This window comes from Streptomyces sp. NPDC005811 (genome assembly GCF_040630405.1).
Classification (GTDB): domain Bacteria; phylum Actinomycetota; class Actinomycetes; order Streptomycetales; family Streptomycetaceae; genus Streptomyces.
In genome coordinates, this window is the sequence record NZ_JBEXXK010000055.1 from 64,323 (window position 1) to 81,291 (window position 16,969).

General features: G+C 71.9%; 14 protein-coding genes. 11 read left to right on the forward strand and 3 right to left on the reverse strand.

The annotated features are described in order from the left end of the window. Positions 1-43 precede the first annotated feature (43 nt). The 6 genes from ABZ490_RS41280 to ABZ490_RS41305 all read left to right on the forward strand — a co-directional run bounded on the left by ABZ490_RS41280 (position 44) and on the right by ABZ490_RS41305 (position 7,304). The gene (locus ABZ490_RS41280; RefSeq protein WP_359002584.1) at positions 44-1,564 is read left to right on the forward strand and encodes a class I adenylate-forming enzyme family protein; all 1,521 of its coding nucleotides are present in this window, start codon (positions 44-46) and stop codon (positions 1,562-1,564) included. Continuing rightward, positions 1,561-2,391: an LLM class F420-dependent oxidoreductase gene (locus ABZ490_RS41285; protein WP_359002586.1), complete on the forward strand. Its 831-nt coding sequence runs from the start codon at positions 1,561-1,563 to the stop codon at positions 2,389-2,391. The genes ABZ490_RS41280 and ABZ490_RS41285 overlap by 4 nt, the downstream gene beginning before the upstream one ends. A gap of 39 nt (positions 2,392-2,430) precedes the next feature. Then, positions 2,431-3,648, forward strand: a complete 1,218-nt coding sequence (locus ABZ490_RS41290) for a cytochrome P450 (protein WP_359002588.1) — start codon at positions 2,431-2,433, stop codon at positions 3,646-3,648. A 92-nt stretch (positions 3,649-3,740) separates the two neighbouring features. Next, positions 3,741-4,787, forward strand: a complete 1,047-nt coding sequence (locus ABZ490_RS41295; protein ID WP_359002590.1) for a 2-oxoglutarate and iron-dependent oxygenase domain-containing protein — start codon at positions 3,741-3,743, stop codon at positions 4,785-4,787. A gap of 166 nt (positions 4,788-4,953) precedes the next feature. Next, positions 4,954-5,745, forward strand: a complete 792-nt coding sequence (locus tag ABZ490_RS41300; protein WP_359002592.1) for an SGNH/GDSL hydrolase family protein — start codon at positions 4,954-4,956, stop codon at positions 5,743-5,745. Positions 5,746-5,891: 146 nt separating this feature from the next. Next, positions 5,892-7,304 (forward strand): lamin tail domain-containing protein, encoded by a 1,413-nt coding sequence (locus ABZ490_RS41305; RefSeq protein ID WP_359002594.1) that lies wholly within the window; start codon positions 5,892-5,894, stop codon positions 7,302-7,304. A gap of 46 nt (positions 7,305-7,350) precedes the next feature. Here the strand turns inward: ABZ490_RS41305 and ABZ490_RS41310 are convergent, their stop codons facing one another. Beyond that, positions 7,351-8,010: a hypothetical protein gene (locus tag ABZ490_RS41310; RefSeq protein ID WP_359002614.1), complete on the reverse strand. Its 660-nt coding sequence runs from the start codon at positions 8,008-8,010 to the stop codon at positions 7,351-7,353. Between the two features lie 5 nt (positions 8,011-8,015). After that, on the reverse strand, positions 8,016-8,591 hold the full coding sequence (locus tag ABZ490_RS41315; RefSeq protein WP_359002596.1) for a sigma-70 family RNA polymerase sigma factor: 576 nt from the start codon (positions 8,589-8,591) through the stop codon (positions 8,016-8,018). A 143-nt stretch (positions 8,592-8,734) separates the two neighbouring features. Between ABZ490_RS41315 and ABZ490_RS41320 the strand changes: the two genes are divergently transcribed. The 3 genes from ABZ490_RS41320 to ABZ490_RS41330 all read left to right on the forward strand — a co-directional run bounded on the left by ABZ490_RS41320 (position 8,735) and on the right by ABZ490_RS41330 (position 12,839). Then, positions 8,735-9,217 carry a copper-binding protein gene (locus ABZ490_RS41320; RefSeq protein WP_359002598.1) on the forward strand — a complete coding sequence of 161 codons (483 nt, stop codon included), beginning with the start codon at positions 8,735-8,737 and terminating at the stop codon, positions 9,215-9,217. Then, positions 9,207-9,668 carry a hypothetical protein gene (locus ABZ490_RS41325; protein ID WP_359002600.1) on the forward strand — a complete coding sequence of 154 codons (462 nt, stop codon included), beginning with the start codon at positions 9,207-9,209 and terminating at the stop codon, positions 9,666-9,668. The genes ABZ490_RS41320 and ABZ490_RS41325 overlap by 11 nt, the downstream gene beginning before the upstream one ends. 201 nt (positions 9,669-9,869) lie before the next feature. Continuing rightward, complete coding sequence (locus ABZ490_RS41330; protein ID WP_359002602.1) at positions 9,870-12,839, forward strand: carbohydrate binding domain-containing protein; 2,970 nt, start codon at positions 9,870-9,872, stop codon at positions 12,837-12,839. A gap of 13 nt (positions 12,840-12,852) precedes the next feature. Here the strand turns inward: ABZ490_RS41330 and bla are convergent, their stop codons facing one another. Further along, positions 12,853-13,800, reverse strand: a complete 948-nt coding sequence (gene bla, locus ABZ490_RS41335; protein WP_359002604.1) for a class A beta-lactamase — start codon at positions 13,798-13,800, stop codon at positions 12,853-12,855. Between the two features lie 147 nt (positions 13,801-13,947). On the opposite strand from bla, the gene ABZ490_RS41340 reads away from it, so the two are divergent. After that, positions 13,948-15,543 carry an alpha/beta hydrolase gene (locus ABZ490_RS41340; RefSeq protein ID WP_359002606.1) on the forward strand — a complete coding sequence of 532 codons (1,596 nt, stop codon included), beginning with the start codon at positions 13,948-13,950 and terminating at the stop codon, positions 15,541-15,543. 110 nt (positions 15,544-15,653) lie between these two features. Then, positions 15,654-16,838 carry a type III polyketide synthase gene (locus ABZ490_RS41345; protein ID WP_359002608.1) on the forward strand — a complete coding sequence of 395 codons (1,185 nt, stop codon included), beginning with the start codon at positions 15,654-15,656 and terminating at the stop codon, positions 16,836-16,838. Positions 16,839-16,969: the final 131 nt, after the last annotated feature.

Genomic DNA, 16,969 nt, shown 5'->3' on the forward strand with positions numbered 1-16,969 from the left:
CTGGGCCACCGCCTCGCCCACGGCGTCCCGACCGGAGGTACCCATGTCGATCTTCTCGGACTTCCAGCAGACCGCCCTGCGCCGACCCGACGCGCCCGCCCTGCTCACGCTCGACGACGCGATCCCGTACGGCACCGTCCTCGCCCTCGCCGAGCGGATCACCGGCGGACTGCTCGCGGCGGGCCTGCGCACCGGGGACCGGGTCGCCGTCCACCTCACCAACCGGTACGAGCTGGTCGGCGTGTACTACGCCTGTCTGCGCACCGGCGCCGTGATCGTGCCGCTGAGCCACAAGCTGTCCGCCGGCGAGGTGGACCAGCTGATCGCGGACAGCGCGCCGCGGTTCTACGTCGGCGAGGCCGAGGTGCACGAACCCTGCGCGCACGTGACCGAGAAGAGCGCCACGGTCGAGCGGGCGTGGATCCTGGACTCCCCGGGGACGGCCACCACCTCCGCCTGGGAGGACCTCCTGACGGACGACGCACCGGACGCTCCGGCCGACGCGGCCGGCCCCGACGACCTCGCCGCCATCTTCTACACCTCGGGCACCACCGGCCTCCCGAAGAGCCTCGTCCTCTCCCAGGCGACCCTCGGCGCCGGGCTGGACCTGACCCGGGCCCAGGGCGTCGGGCACGCCGACGCCACCTACTACATGATCAACCTGATCAACCCCTGGGGCATCCTCGTCCTGCTCACCTCCCTGCGTGCCGGGCGTCCGCTGGCCCTGACCCCGGTGAACACCCCGGACGTCGTCCTGCGCATGCTGCGCACCCACCGCTTCGGCTGGATCGGCGGCGCACCGACCGGCTTCCGCGCCCTGCTCGCCGAGGCCCGCGCCGCCGCCGGACCGGCGCCCGACCTGACCGGGACCCGCTGTGTCGCGGGCGGCGACGCCTGCCCGGCCGAGCTCAGCCGGGACTTCGCCGCACGGTTCGGAGCCCACCTCACGGGCGTGTACGGCATGACCGAGACCGCGGCGCCGGTGATCGAGCAGCCGAGGATCGACGCCGTGGGCGAGGCGTCCATCGGCTGGCCGCTGCCCGGCGTCGAGGTCAGGGTCGACGCGGCGCCCGGGGAGCCGGGAGAGCTGCTGCTGCGCACCCCGTCCCGGCCCGTCGGGACGTGGAACGGGGCCGGGGTGGACCGCTTCGACCGCACCGAGTGGCTCGCCAGCGGGGACGTGGTGCGGCAACGGGACGACGGCTGCCTGCTGTTCGTCGGGCGCAAGAAGGACCTCATCATGGTGGAGGGCTATCCGATCGCCCCGCTGGAGATCGAGCAGGCCCTCGCCGCACACCCCGACGTCGCCGCCGCCCTCGTCTTCGGCGTGCCCGACGAGAGCACCGGTGAACGGGCGATCGCCCTGGTCGAGCCGGAGCCGGGACGGCGGGTCGACGAGCACGGGCTGCTGGCGCACCTGTCCGGCCGCATCGGGACGTACAAGCACCCCGGCGAGATCCGCATCGTCGACGCGCTGCCGGTCCTGCCCAGCGGGAAACTCGGCCGGCAGCGGCTCGCGGCCGCGTACACCGCCTCGCGCGCACCCCGCGGCGAGGTGTCGTGAAGTTCGGTCTGGTCATGTTCCCCACCGGGGACGCCATCGCGCCCGGCGAGCTCGGCGTCCTCCTGGAGGACCGCGGCTTCGAGTCCCTGTTCGTCCCGGAGCACACCCACCTCCCGGCCGTCACCCCCGAGGGCGACGACATCACGCACCTCGCCCCCGAGTTCGCGCGGGGCATGGACCCCTTCGTCGTCCTGGGAGCCGTCGCGCAGGCGACCACCACGCTCCAGCTCGGCACCGGCGTCCTGCTCGTCCCGGAACGCGACCCGCTCGTCACCGCGAAGGCGGTGGCCTCCGTGGACGTCCTCTCCGGCGGCCGGATGAACCTCGGGGTGGGTGCGGGCTGGATCAAGCAGGAGCTGCGCAACCACGGCGTCCACCCCGCCGACCGCTGGCAGGTGCTGCGCGAGCGCGTCGAGGCCATGCGGCGGATCTGGACCCATGACATCGCCTCCTACCAGGGCGACTTCGTCCACTTCGAGCACATCACCTCCTGGCCCAAGCCCGTCCGGGCCCCGCACCCGCCGGTCCTCGTCGCCGGCAACGGCCCCCGGGTCACCGAACGCGTCCTCGCCTACGGCGACGCGTGGATCCCCATGGCCCGCCCCGGAGTCCTCGACCAGATCGCCGAGTTCAAGAAGACGGTCCGCAGACCCGGCAGCGACGAGCCGCTGCCCGTCACCCTCTTCGGCGGCGACCTGCGCGACGTCGACGCCTACGACGCGGCCGGCGTCGACCGCGTCCTGTTCTGGGCCAGACCCGTCGACGCCGCCCGCACCACCCGAACCGTCGACCGGATCGCCCTCCGCCTGGGCGACCGCCTCCCCTGAAGGAACACTCCGCACAGCGCCGTGAAAGGCGGTCAGCACATGCCACCTCCGCCCACCGAACCGGTGGTGCTCGGCCCCGACTTCGTCCGGGACCCGCACTCCGTGTACGCCCTGCTCCGCGAGGAGGGCCCCGTCGTCCGGGCCGTCCTGCCCACCGGACTGAAGGTCTGGCTCGTCACCCGCTACGAGGAGGGCCGCGCCCTGCTCGCGGACGCCCGGCTCAGCAAGAACATGGCGGACGCCGCACACCTCTTCGAACGTCACCAGACCGACATGAGCCGCCAGCGCGACTACGGCCACGCCATCCAGCAATCCATGATCAACATGGATCCGCCGGACCACACCCGGCTGCGCGCCCTGGTCGCCAAGGCCTTCACCATGCGCCGGGTGAGCGCGCTGCGTCCGCGCATCGAGGCCATCGCCGACGACCTGCTCGACGCCCTCGCCGACCGCGCGGAGTTCGACGTCGTGACCGAGTTCGCGGCCCCCCTGGTCAGCACGGTCATCTCGGAACTGCTGGGCGTGCCGGAGGAGAGCCGGGCCGACTTCCGGGCCACCTCCGCCGTCCTCACCTTCGACGCCGACCGGGAGGCCGTGACGAGGGCGTCGAACGCCCTGTTAGCCCTGGTGAGCGAGATCGTGGCGGCCAAGCGCGCCGACCCCGCCGACGACCTGCTCAGTTCGCTCGTCCTGGCGCACGACGGCGAGGACCGGCTGACCCACGAGGAGGTCGTCTCGCTCGCCGTCGTGCTGTTCGTCGGCGGCTTCGACACCACGGTGAACCTCATCGGCAACGGCACCCTCGCCCTGCTGGACCACCCGGACCAGCTGGCCGCGCTACGGGCCGACCCCTCCCTCCTGCCGCACGCGGTCGAGGAGTTCCTGCGCTACGACAGCTCGGCCAACATCAGTCACTTCCGGCGCACCACCGATCCGGTCCCGGTCGGCGAAGTGACCATCCCGGCTGGCGAGTTCGTCTTCGTCGGCCTCACCTCCGCCAACCGGGACGCGACCCGCTTCCCCGAGCCGGACCGGCTCGACGTCACCCGAGCCGCCGGCGGACACCTCGCCTTCGGCCACGGCGTCCACCACTGCGTGGGCGCACCGCTCGCCAGGGCCGAGGGCGAGATCGCGTTCGGACGCCTCCTGGCGCACTTCCCCCACCTGGCCCCGGCGTTCGAGCCCGGCGCACTGACGTGGCGGCCCAGCATGCTCCACCGCGGAGTACGGAGCCTGCCGGTCCGCACGAAGCCCTGACCCCGGCTGCCCCGACCGCCACACCGGCACCCGCAGCCGCCCCCGAACCACACCCGCACCCGCAAGTCCGTACACCCTCGAAGGGAACTCCCTTGACCGCTCTCGTCACGTTCGACATCCCGGAGACCATCACCGGGACACCCGAGGACATCCGCCTGGGACAGCGGATGATCGAAGCATGGCAGCGCGACGGCATCTACCAGGTCGCCATCCCGTTCGCGCAGCGCGGCGTGGTCGCCGACGCCTACGCGGCGAGCCGCCGCTTCTTCTCCCTGCCGCTCGCGGACAAGTCCCGGCACCTCAGCGACCTCAGCTACAGCGGATACGTCGCCTCCGGTGAAGAGGTGACCGACGGCGTCCAGGACGGCTCGGAGATCTTCACCGTCACCAAGGACGTGTCCCCCGACGACCCCCGGGTCGCCGAGAACTGGCCCTGCCACGGCCCCGTGCCCTGGCCGGACGAGCAGTACCGGGACGCCGTCGACGCGTACATGGAACAGTCCGGGGACCTCGGCGAGCGGATCCTCCGGCTCACCGCCCTCGGACTCGGCCAGGACATCGAGGCGTTCACCCGGCTGACCGACGACGGATGGCACCACATGCGCATCCTGCGCTTCCCCGCCGCGTCCGCCGGCACCGACCGCGGCATCGGCGCCCACACCGACTACGGTCTGCTGGTCATCGCCACCCAGGACGAGACCGGACAGGCCCTGTACATTCGGCCCCCGATCGAGGGCGAGCGCCGCAACCGCAACTGGCTGCCCGAGGAGAGCGCCGCGGGCGTCTACGAGGACGACGACCACTGGACCTACGTCCCGCCGGTGCCGCACACCTTCACCGTCTTCCCCGGCGACCTCTTCCAGTTCCTCACCGGCGGAACCCTGCTCTCCACCCCCCACAAGGTGAAGCTCGCCGACCGGGAGCGGTACGCCTTCGCCTACTTCCACGAGCCCAGCTTCCAGGCCGCGGCCCGCCCGCTCGACAGCACCGACGACACCGAGTTCCTGCACTACGGCAGCCACTTCACCTCCATGTTCCTGCGCTGCTACCCCGACCGGGTGACGACGCGCCGGATCCACGCGGAGGACCGGTTGTCCGTCCTGGAGAAGCTGAGGGAGGAGGCGGCCGGCACGTCCTGACCCCACTCGGGCGAAGCCCCGAAGCCCCGCGCCTTGCGGCCGTCACCCCGGGCCGCAAGGCGCACCTCGACCCGCTGGGGCGGGGGCGGGTCCGACGCCGTCCCGGACGCTATCCTCATAGTCAACAATGCACCTAGGTGCTCAGTTGCATAGGGGGAGCGGATCCATGACGAACGGTGCCTATCTGCGCTATGTCGCCCTGGGGGACAGCCAGACCGAGGGGGTCGGCGACGGCGACGACGCCCAGGGCCTCCGCGGCTGGGCCGACCGGCTCGCCGAGCACGTCGCCCGCCACAGCCCCGGTGTGCGCTACGCCAACCTCGCCGTGCGCGGCCGCAGGGCCGGCCAGGTGCGTGCCGAACAGCTCGCCCCCGCGCTCGCGCTGCGGCCGGACCTCGCCACCGTGGTCGCCGGGGTCAACGACCTGCTGCGCCCGGGCTTCGACGCCGACGAGGTGGCTGGCCACCTGGACGCGATGTTCGCCGCCCTCACCGCCCAGGGCGCCACGGTCGCGACGCTGACGTTCCCCGACGTCGGGCGCATGACACCGCTCGCCCGCCCGCTCGGGCCCCGGGTCCTGGCGCTCAACGCGCGCATCAGGGAGGCCGCCGGACGCCACGGCGTGGTGGTGGCGGAGACGGCCGCGCACCCCGTCGTGACCGACCCGCGCCTGTGGAGTCCCGACCGGCTGCACGCCGGCCCGCTCGGGCACGCCCGCATCGCGGCCGCCGTCGCCCACGCGCTCGCCCTCCCCGGCAGCGACGCCGACTGGACCCGGCCGCTGCCGGCCGAGGAGACGCGCACCCCCGCCTGGCGGTCCGTCACCACCGAGCTGCGCTGGGCCGGCACCTTCCTCGGCCCCTGGATCGTCCGCCGGCTGCGCGGCCGCTCCTCCGGCGACGGCCGCCGGGCGAAGCGCCCCGCGCTGCTTCCGGTGACCGTGCCCTCCCGTACCTGACCCGGTAAAATGGACTGGTCACGGTCCCTGCCGCGAAAACTCTTCGACCACCGTTCACGGGAAGTCCGCCCCGTGGGGGACACCCGGTTCGGCCCGGGCCGGGACCGTCGGGGCGCCCTGTCTTCCGCGACCCTTGGACGGACATCGTGACCGCATCCCGCACGCGCCGCCGGCCCCGCGATCTCGCCCTTCTCCTCGCAGCCGGATCGGCCCTCGCCGGAGCGCTGACCGCCGCCCCGGCCCACGCCGCCCCGGCCGACGACATCCGGATCAACGAGGTGGTCACCACCGGGAGCGTCGAGGACTCGATCGAGCTGTTCAACAAGGGCACCGCGACGGTCGACCTCTCCGGCTGGATCCTCAAGGACGACAAGGACAGCTCGTCGTACAAGATCGCCTCGGGGACCACGCTGGCCGCGGGCGCGTTCCGTGCCGTCGACGTCCACGCCAAGTTCGGGCTGGGCTCGGCCGACAAGGCACGCCTGTACCTGCCGGACGGCGCGACCCTCGTCGACAGCTTCTCGTGGAGTCAGCACTCCGACCCCTCCTGGTCGCGCTGCCCCGACGGCACCGGCGCGTTCACGGCGGCCCAGCTGACCCTGGGCGCCGCCAACGACTGCGGCGGCACGGGCGGCGGCACCCCGGTGGCCTGGCCCGGCGGCAGCTCCGTGACGACCGCCGACGCCTCCAACGTCTTCGGCCAGGACCTCAGCGGCCTCCACCAGGAAGGCAGCGTGATGTGGGGCGCCCAGAACAGCGGCAAGCTGTGGCGCCTGGTGCGCAACGGCACCGGCGGCTGGACCCCCGACACCACCGGCGGCTGGACCGGCGGCAAGACGCTGCGCTTCCCCGGCGGCTCGGGCAGCCCCGACAGCGAGGGCGTCACCCTCACCGGCGGTGGATCCGCCGCCGGCGTCTTCGTCGCCGGCGAGCGCAACGGCGACGCCTCCGGCACCAGCCGGCTGTCCGTCCTGAAGTACGACGTCTCCGGCACCGGCACCACGCTGACCGCCGCCAAGGAGTGGAACCTCACCGCCGACCTGCCGTCCGTCGGCTCCAACCTCGGCTTCGAGGGCATCACCTGGGTGCCCGACACCTCGCTGACCGGCGCCGCCTTCAAGGACGCCTCGACCGGCGCCGCCTACGACCCGGCACACTACGGCGCCCACGGCGGCGGCGTGTTCTTCCTCGGCGTCGAAGGCACCGGAACGATCCACGGCTATGTCCTCGAGGACTCCGGCGCCTTCACCCGCGTCGCGTCCTTCTCCAGCGGGATGAGCGCCGTCATGGAGCTCCAGTGGGAACCGCAGGCCGGCCGCCTGTGGGCCGTCTGCGACGACACCTGCCACGGACAGCACCGCACCTTCCGGGTCGACGCCTCCGGAGCCTTCGCCACCACCGCCGTCTACAACCGCCCCACCGGCATGCCCGACTACAACAACGAGGGCTTCGCCCTGGCAGGCGCCGACGAGTGCACCGCCGGCACGAAGCCCGTCTACTGGTCCGACGACACCAACGACGGCGGCCACGCCCTGCGCAAGGGCACCGTCACCTGCTGACGGCCTGGCCTGCCGACACCCTCATCCGCTCACGCCCCGGCGGACCTCACGCCGGGAAGCGTGCCGTGGCCAGGACGCTCCCGTCCGGGCCCACGAGGCGGGCGCCGGTCACGGTCGTCGGATCGACCGGGGCCGGTGCCCCCCAGTAGCCGTAACCGTCCTTGAGCGGGAACGACCCCACCGGGACCGTCGACCCGTCGGCGCGGACCAGCAGACACCGCACCGGACCCCGGTCGGCGCCGGGGAACTCGACGGACATGTACACCCAGCTCCGGTCACCGCCGTGGGCGAAGATGCGGCCCACCTCATGGCCGCCGGAGACCAGGGCGGCCTCCCGCAGACCGTTGTCCGTGCGCTGGGCGACCGGCGCCGGCGCGCCCTCCACCACCGTGCCGACCGCCCAGCCGCCGAAGCCGCAGGCCACCGTCGCGGCCACCGTGGCCGCCGCCAGCCGCAGCCGGTGCCTGCGGGGCTTCGGCGCGGGGGCCGCGCCCAGCGCCCGTACGACCCGGCTCTCGAAACCGACCGGCGGCTCGGCGCCCGGCAGCAGGGCGAGCAGACCGTCGCCGACCGCCGTCAGCCGTTCGACGTGCTCCCGGCAGTCCGGGCACCGGTCCAGATGGGCGACCGCCTCGGCCCGCTCGCGGGCCGGCAGGACCCCGAGCGCCAGCTCGGCGCCCTGCTCGCGCAGCCGCTCGCACTCCATGCCGCTCACCGCTTCTCCTCCGTCTCGAGAAGGGCGCGCACCTTGCGCGTGCCGGTCCGGATCCGCGTCTTCGCCGTGCCCAGCGGAATGTGCTCGGCGTCCGCCACCTCCCAGGCCGTCATCCCGTAGATCCCGGCCATCACCAGGGCCCGCGCCTGCTCCCGCGGCAGTTCCTGCACCGCCCGCCGGACCCGCTCCGCGTTGTCGTCGGCGAGCGCCCGCCGCTCGGGCGTCTCGGTCACGACGTCGAGCAGCGCGTCCAGGTCCTCCGGCGCGACCGGCTTCGCCCGCCGGGCCCGTACCGCGTCGATCGCCAGGTTGTGCGCGATCGTCGTGAGCCAGGCCCGTACCGATCCCCGCCGCGGGTCGTACACCTGGGCGTGCCGCCAGGCCCGCTCGAAGGTCTGCTGGGCGACGTCCTCGGCGAGCTGGGCGTCGCCCAGGACCGCGAGGGCCACCCCGTAGACCGTGCTCTGGAAACGGCGCACGAACGCCACGGCGAGCTCGGGATCGCCCGTCGTCAGACCGGTGAGCAGTGCCTCGTCGGGCACCCGCCCGAAGGAAAGGCCGATGCGCCACATACCAGGAATACGTTCCTACGCCCGGAAGGGATTGCGCTCCACGGCAATTCTCCCTCCGGAGCAATTCTCCCTCGGCCGATCCGCAATCCCTTCGCCCGCCGTGGCCGTACCCCTTGCAGGGGGACGATCCGGAGGACCGATTCATGACCATCCCGCACATCCGTAACCGCGTGCTCCTCGGCGTGGCCGCCGGCGGACTGACCGCCGTGCTCGCCGCCTGCGGAGGCGGCGGCAACAGCAGCAGCGGCTCCGGTACGACGACCGCTCCGGCCCCGTCCAAGGCCGCGGCCTCCGGGACCCCGGTCACGGCGAAGCTGACCGACTTCCACATCCAGCTCTCGACGCAGACGTATCACCCCGGCCGGTACACCTTCACGGCGCAGAACATGGGCCACCACCAACACGCCCTGGAGCTCGATGGCCCCGGCGGCGAGAGCCGCAGCAAGACACTGGACCCCGGGCAGTCCACGACCCTCACCGTGGCGCTGAAGTCCGGCTCCTATCAGGTGTACTGCCCGGTCGACGGACACAAGGACCTCGGTATGAAGACGCACATCACGGTCGCCGGAACCCCGGCGTCGACCGGCAGCACCCACACGTCGACGGGCACGAGCAATGGCTACTGAGCGAACGGCCGCGACGCTCGTCCTGCGATTGGCCGGCGCGGGGCTGACGGCGACGATGGCCGCGATCCATCTGCGCCTGTGGGACGAGGGCTACCGGGGCCTCGTCACCATCGGGCCGCTGTTCCTGCTGAACGGTGTCGTCGGCATCCTGCTGGCCGTGGCGCTGCTGGTGACCCCCGTGCGCGGGCTGGCCCCGGTGGCCGCGGTCACCGCCCTCTTCACGGCCGGCACCCTGGGCGCCCTGGTGCTCAGCCTCACCACGGGTCTGTTCGGATTCGTCGAGTCGACGGACGCGGAACTGGTCCGGCCGACCCTGTACGTCGAGGCGGCGGGGGTGGCAGTCCTGGCCGTCCTGGCGGTGGTCGCGTACAGCCGCCCGCACCACCGCGCGCACGAGCACGTCCCGCACCATCGGCACCGGACGGATGCCGGAGGCGCACGGCAACGATGACCCTGCCGCAGAGGCGGCCGCCGGGCCGAGGCCCGACGGGCGCCTCTGCACGGGATCCCTGCGTCACATCCCTTTGCGTCACATCCCTTCACGTGGATGACATGTACCTGTAGCTTTCACGGTGCAAAAACTTGCAGCAATTTGCCGGTTCACCTTTCAGGGCGTTCCCCCGCCCCGCTGGCCCGCTGGGAGACACACACCATGAGACGCACGTTCCCCCCGTCGCGCGCGCTCGCCCTCGCCGCCGCCTCGGCAACGGTGTTCGGCCTGCTGACGGCCCAACACGCCCCCCGCCCCGCCCTCGTGGAGACAGCGGCGGACGCCTCGAACACGGCGACCGTCTTCTACTACACGAAGACCAGGAACTGGGCCTCCACCTATCTGCACTACGCCCCCGACGGCGGCTCCTGGACCACCGTCCCCGGCGTGCGGATGGAGGCGGCCTGCACGGACTGGGTGAAGAAGACCGTCGACCTCGGCTCCGCCACCGGCCTCCAGGCCACCTTCAACAACGGCAGCGGCACCTGGGACAACAACGGCGGCAACAACTACGCGCTCGGCACCGGCACCCTGACGGTGAAGGACGGGGTGATCGCCCACAGCGATCCCTGCGCCGGCTCCGGCGGCGGATCCGGCAACCAGGCCACCGTCTACTACTCGACCGCCACCTCCGGCTGGACCACGGCCAACATCCACTACGCGCCCGCGGGCGGCTCCTGGACCACCGTCCCCGGCGTCGGCATGGAGACCGCCTGCACCGGCTGGTGGAAGAAGACCCTCGACATCGGCACCGCCACCTCGCTCAAGGCCGCCTTCAACAACGGCAACGGCGTGTGGGACAACAACAACAGCGCCGACTACACGATCACCACCGGCACCACCACGGTGAAGGACCGCACCGTCACCGCCGCGGCCACGGACCCCTGTGCGACGGAGGCGCCGGACACCGAAGCGCCGACCACCCCCACCGGGGTCGCCGCGAGCGCCACCCACACCTCCGTGGTGGTGAGCTGGAACGCGGCCACCGACAACAAGGGCGTGACGAAGTACCAGGTCACCCGCACGGGCGGCACCAGGGGCACGGTCGTCACGGACGTGGGCTCCACCGTCCTGTCCGACACCGGGCTGGAGGAGAAGACCACCTACGCGTACACGGTGAAGGCCGTCGACGCGGCCGGGAACACCTCGGCCGCCTCCTCCGCGGCCACGGCCACCACCGGGGAGAAGGCCCCGGAACCGGCCTCCGGCACCCCGCTCGCCACCGACCCGCGCAAGGACCCGATCTACTTCGTCCTCACCGCCCGCTTCTACGACGGCGACACCTCCAACGACCGCGGCGGCAGCCAGCACGTCAAGTCCGGCAACGCGGCCAACAACGACCCCATGTTCCGGGGCGACTTCAAGGGACTGGTCGACAAGCTCGACTACATCAAGGCGCTCGGCTTCTCCGCGGTCTGGATCACCCCGGTCGTCCTCAACCGCTCGGACTACGACTACCACGGCTACCACGGCTACGACTTCTACAAGGTCGACCCCCGCCTGGAGTCGGCCGGCGCGTCCTACCAGGACCTGATCAACGCGGCCCACGCCAAGGGCATGAAGATCTACCAGGACGTCGTCTACAACCACAGCTCCCGCTGGGGCGCCAAGGGCCTGTTCACCCCGACCGTGTACGGCGTCCGCGACTCCCAGTGGAGCTGGTACTACGACGAGCGCAACGACGACTTCACCTACGACGGCCTGACCGTCGAGCCCAAGTCCGGGAAGTCGTACTACAACGGCGACCTGTGGTCGACCGCCGAGCCCACCGGCAACACCTGCCTCAACTGGGGCAAGCCCACCGGCGGCAAGAGCGCCGAGGGCTACACCCTCTACAACTGCCAGTGGCCCAGCCCCACGTCGGGCATGTTCCCGAAGACGTACTACCACCAGTGCTGGATCGGCAACTGGGAGGGCGAGGACTCCCGCTCCTGCTGGTTGCACGAGGACCTCGCCGACTTCAACACCGAGTCCACGCCCGTGCAGAACTACCTCATCGGCGCCTACGACAAGTACATCGACATGGGTGTCGACGGCTTCCGTGTCGACACGGCCGTCCACATCCCGCGCGTCACCTGGAACCGCCGTTTCCTGCCCGCCATCTATGACCGGGTCACCCAGCGGTTCGGTACCACGGCCGCACAGAACTTCTTCGTGTTCGGCGAGGTCGGCGCCTTCGTCAACGACAAGTGGAACCGCGGCTCGGTCAACCACTCGGCCCAGTTCTACACCTGGAAGGAACGCAAGGAGTACAGCGCCGACGACACGACGGCGGCCCTCGAGCAGTACACCTACGAGGAACAGCTCGGCACCGGCAACCAGCCGACGTCCACCAACGCCTTCCTCGACGGCAACACGTACCACACGCCGGACCGCAGCCGGTTCTCCGGCATGAACATCATCGACATGCGCATGCACATGAACTTCGGCGACGCGCAGAACGCCTACAACAACGGCAAGGACTCCGACGACAGCGTCAACGACGCCACCTACAACGTCGTCTACGTCGACAGCCACGACTACGGCCCGAACAAGTCGAGCACCCGCTACAGCGGCGGCACCGACGCCTGGGCCGAGAACATGTCCCTGATGTGGACCTTCCGCGGCATCCCCACCCTGTACTACGGGTCGGAGATCGAGTTCCAGAAGGGCAAACAGATCGACTGCGGCCCGACCTGCCCGCTGGCGGGCACGGGACGCGCCTACTACGGCGACCACCTCACCGGCTCCGTCACCGCGTCCGACTTCGGCCAGGCCGACTCCGCGAGCGGCGAGGTAGCCACCACCCTGGCCCAGCCCCTCGTCAAACACCTCCAGCGGCTCAACCGGATCCGCCGCGCCGTCCCCGCCCTCCAGATGGGGCAGTACTCCACCACCGGCATCAGCGGCCAGATGGCGTTCAAACGCCGCTACACCGGAGGCGGCACGGACAGCTTCGCCCTGGTCACCGTCACGGGCGACGCCACCTTCACCGGCATCCCCAACGGCACCTACACCGACGCCGTCACCGGCGACACGAAGACCGTCTCCAACGGCTCCCTGTCCGTCGCGGCACCCGGCAAGGGCAACCTCCGGGTGTACGTCCTGAACGGCCCCGGCAAGATCGGCACCGACGGCCCCTACCTGAAGTAGCCCCGCGAGCGGATCACAGGAGCCGGAGCGCCTGCGCCGCGAGGGTGGCCGTCTCGGCGACCAGGGCGTTGTCGGTGGGGCCCGCCGGATCGTGCTTCGTGGTCAGGACGCAGAGCACGACCGGGGGCCGGTCCGGGGGCCACACGACGCCTACGTCGTGGGCGACGCCGTACGCCGATCCGCCGCCTGTCTTGTCCGCGAGGACCCAGTCGGCGGGCAGGCCGGCGCGGAAGCGGGCGGTGTTGGTGGTGTTGGCGACGAGCCAGCGGGTCAGCAGGCGGCGGTCGTCGGGGGCCAGTGCGCCGCCGAGGAGGAGCCGGCCGTACGTCCGTCCGATCGCGCGGGGGCTGGTGACGTCGGTCCTGCGCCACGGCTCCGCCGAGTTCAGGTCGGGCTCCCAGCGGTCCAGACGGGTCAGCCCGTCGCCGAGCGAGCGGCACAACCGGGTGACGGCGGTCGGTCCGCCGAGTTCGCGCAGGAGGAGGTTCGCGGCGCCGTTGTCGCTCCGGGAGACGGCGGCGGCGCACAGTTCCGCGACCGTCAGGCCGTTCGCGACGTTCTCGTCCGTGCCGGTGACGGGCGCGTATCCGGCCGCCGTGACGTACTCCTCGGTGTACCGGATCCGCCGGGCCAGGTACGCGCCGTCGTGGTCCAGGTCCCGCAGGACGGCCGCGGCGGCGAGTGTCTTGAACACCGAGCAGATCGGGAAGCGTTCGTCCGCGCGGTGGGTGAGGGTGCGTCCGGTGGCGGTGTCATGGGCGAGGACGCCGACGCGGGCGGCGTACTTCCGCTCCAGCTCGGCGAGTCGCGTGCGGGTGGTCGTGCCGGTGGTCGTGCGGGCCGTCGAAGGAGCGGCGTGGGCGGCCGGTGCGGGACCGGCACCGGTGACGAGGCCACCGGCCGGGGCGAGGGCGGTGGCGGCGAGTAAGGTGCGCCGGCGGAGGACACGGGACTCTTCCATGACCCCATACGTAACACACCGCTCTCCCGAGTCACTCGAACGCGATCCCGAACCCTCCGGTCTCAGGGGTGTCCCAGGGAGAACCCCAGTGCCTTTCGGGGGATTGCCCGACTGTGCCGGGCCATGGGCCGCCCTAGCGTTGATCACATGCCAGCTTCAGTGTTCCGACGACGTCCCAGGACGCTCACGGCGTGCGCGGCGCTGCTCGCCGCCACGGCCGTCGCGCCCGCCGCCACGGCCACGGCCACCACCTCCGGCCCGGACCCTCTCGCGCCCTTCCGCACCCAGCACCTCGACTGGCACACCTGCGCCCTCGGCCCCGACGACGACACCGGCCGGGCGCTGGACGCCGCGGGCGCCGACTGCGCCGACGCCACCGTGCCGCTCGACTACACCGATCCCGGCGGCCGTACGCTCACCGTCGCCGTCTCCCGCCGGAAGGCGACCGACACCGCGCACTACTCGGGTCCGCTGTTCCTCAACGACGGAGGACCGGCCGGGCCGAGCCTCCACATGCCGCTCACCACCGCCGAGGCGATGGGAGAGGTCGCCGCCCGCTACGACCTGATCGGCATGGACCCGCGCTTCGTCGGCCGCAGCACCCCGCTCGACTGCGGCTGGAACCTCGGCTCCGCCTTCCTGCGCTCGGCCGGCTCCGACCGCGCGGCGTACCAGGAGGAGGTCACCGTCGCCCGCGACCTGGCCGAGCGCTGCACACGCACCCAGGGTGACGTGCTGCCGTACGTCACCACCCGCAACACCGCCCGCGACATGGACGTCATCCGCGCCGCGCTCGGCGCGGACACCCTCTCCTACCTCGGCTACTCCTACGGCAGTTACCTCGGCGAGGTCTACACCCAGCTCTTCCCCGGCCGGACCGACCGCGTGGTGCTCGACGGCGTCAATCCCCCCGAGCGCTACAACCAGACCCTGCTGCGCGGCGCCGAGGCGGTCAACGAGGAGGCCCTGCGCGCCTGGGCCTCCTGGACCGCGGCACGGCACGCCACCTTCGGGCTGGGCGCCACGCGCGGCGAGGTCCTCGCGACCGTGGACCACATCCTCGATGCCGCCGGGCGGGAGCCGCTGCGGATCGGCGGGACGTACGTGCTGGACGAGCATGTGCTGCCCGCCTTCTTCATAGGCGGCCTCGGCAGCGATCTCGACGAGCGGCGCGCCGACCTGGCCCGGACCGTGCGCCTCCTGGCCCGCGCCGCCGACCGGAAGCCGGTCGAACCGTCCCAAGGACTGGCCCGGCAACTGGAGTTCCTGCTGACCTCGGCGGGCTCCGCCTCCTCCAGCCAGATGACGGCGATCCTCTGCGGCGATGTGGCCGAGCGGCGCGGCGTCGGCAGCTACTGGCGCGCGGTCGAGCAGTCGCGCCGACGGTTCCCGCTCGCCGGCCCCCTGGCGAACGACATCACCCCCTGCGAGTTCTGGGCCGCGCCCGCCGAGCCGCCGACCGTGCTCGACAACGACGTGCCGGCCCTGCTCCTCGCCGCCACCGGCGATCCCCGCACCGTCTACTCCGGCGCCCGGGCCATGCGCGAGCGGTGGCCGAGCTCCCGGCTCCTGACCGTCGTACACGCCCGCCAGCACGGCCTCTACGGCGAGTACGGCAACACCTGTGTCGACGACCAGGTCAACGCCTATCTGCGCACCGGCCGACTCCCCGCACAGGACCCGACCTGTCCCACGGCACCGAACCCCCATGGTCCCGTTCTCTCTCCATATGGACAAAGATAGGGGGAATGCGAAGTAGATTGCGATGACAGCATCTTGACCCCGGTCTGCTGCATCAGGCAGGTTTCAGGCACTGGACGTCATCCAGGGGTTTCCCGAGAAAGATGCGTGCTATGGGTGCCTACCTGTGTCCTCCTGTCGTGGTGCAGGGCGAACATGTCGTGCAGACCGGCCAGATCCTGGCGGAGGTGCGGGACCGGCAGCCGCGGGCGCCGTGGCTGTCGAGGATGGACGGCATCGCCGCGAGTACGGGGATCACCTCACGGGGATGGATGCTGCCGCTGGAGGCGGCCTCCGCACCCAGCGGTGGGAGCGGCCTGCGAACTCCGGATGCGGGCGCGGCCCGTGAGGCACTGATCCGAGGCGGGTTCGGCGACGAGGAGGTGAACCGCGCGATCACCGCGCTGGAGGCGATACCCGCGCCGCAGACCGTCCAGGAGCGCACCGCGCCGGCCTGGGCCGCCGTGCAGTCCTACGGGGAACGCGCGGCGCGCGGGGCGCTGGGCCTCGCCGGACTGGACGCCGCCGACGTCGACTGCCTGATCACCAGTCACTCCACCACCCCGGCCCTCCCCGGGCTCGATCTGGCGCTGCTCAACCGTCTCCCCCTGCGCAGGGACGTCCTGCTGCTCCCGGCCACCCAGTGGGCCTGCATCGCCGGCACCCGCTCGCTCGCGCTCGCGGCCGATCTGGTCGCGAGGGACCCCGACCGTGTGGTGCTGGTCGTGATAGCGGAGGCGCTGAGCACCACGTACCAGCCCGCCGACGACACCCTGGAATCGCTGATCGTGCGGCTGCTGTTCGCGGACACCGCCGTCGCCGTGGTGGTCACCGGGCGCCCCGGACCGGAGTCGGTCCTGAGGCTGGACGCGGTCTGGCACCACACCCTGCCCGGCACCATGGACCTGCACCGGCTGGAGACCCGGACCGACGGCACGCACTTCGTGATGGACCGTCGTGGACCGCGAGCCGTACAGGAGACGGTCGCCGCGATGTGGACGTGGCTGCGCGCACGGCATCAGGACGACCGACAACCGTGGCATCCCGACCTGCTGCTCGCGCATCCCGGGGGGACGAGGGTGCTGGAGTACATGGAACAGACGATGCCCGACGGATGGCCGCCGGGCCTGCTCTCCTACAGCCGGGACAGCTACACCACGGGCAACCGCGGCGGCGCGGCGGTGCTCGACATCCTCGGCCGCGCCCATGAGGCGGGCCAGAAGTCGGGCAGCCGGACGGTGCTGTACGCGGCCGCACCCGGCCTCACGGCCACGGCCGTGGAGGGGGAGTGGCTGTAGCCGGTGCCCGCCACCGCCCTCACTCGGGCGCGGGCGCTAGGTCGTGTCCGCAAAGTCAGGGCAGCCAGAGTCGTAGGCAGGCGATGGTGACCAGGGCTTTGTAGTGGCGGGCGCGTTTGTCGTAACGGGTG

Excerpts from the sequence above, each read along its gene's own strand:
- ABZ490_RS41280 (WP_359002584.1), top strand. The coding sequence starts at position 44 with ATGTCGATCTTCTCGGACTTCCAGCAGACCGCCCTGCGCCGACCCGAC.
- ABZ490_RS41290 (WP_359002588.1), top strand. The coding sequence starts at position 2,431 with ATGCCACCTCCGCCCACCGAACCGGTGGTGCTCGGCCCCGACTTCGTC.
- ABZ490_RS41300 (WP_359002592.1), top strand. The coding sequence starts at position 4,954 with ATGACGAACGGTGCCTATCTGCGCTATGTCGCCCTGGGGGACAGCCAG.
- ABZ490_RS41310 (WP_359002614.1), bottom strand. The coding sequence starts at position 8,010 with ATGGAGTGCGAGCGGCTGCGCGAGCAGGGCGCCGAGCTGGCGCTCGGG.
- ABZ490_RS41315 (WP_359002596.1), bottom strand. The coding sequence starts at position 8,591 with ATGTGGCGCATCGGCCTTTCCTTCGGGCGGGTGCCCGACGAGGCACTG.
- ABZ490_RS41320 (WP_359002598.1), top strand. The coding sequence starts at position 8,735 with ATGACCATCCCGCACATCCGTAACCGCGTGCTCCTCGGCGTGGCCGCC.
- ABZ490_RS41325 (WP_359002600.1), top strand. The coding sequence starts at position 9,207 with ATGGCTACTGAGCGAACGGCCGCGACGCTCGTCCTGCGATTGGCCGGC.
- ABZ490_RS41330 (WP_359002602.1), top strand. The coding sequence starts at position 9,870 with ATGAGACGCACGTTCCCCCCGTCGCGCGCGCTCGCCCTCGCCGCCGCC.
- bla (WP_359002604.1), bottom strand. The coding sequence starts at position 13,800 with ATGGAAGAGTCCCGTGTCCTCCGCCGGCGCACCTTACTCGCCGCCACC.
- ABZ490_RS41340 (WP_359002606.1), top strand. The coding sequence starts at position 13,948 with ATGCCAGCTTCAGTGTTCCGACGACGTCCCAGGACGCTCACGGCGTGC.
- ABZ490_RS41345 (WP_359002608.1), top strand. The coding sequence starts at position 15,654 with ATGGGTGCCTACCTGTGTCCTCCTGTCGTGGTGCAGGGCGAACATGTC.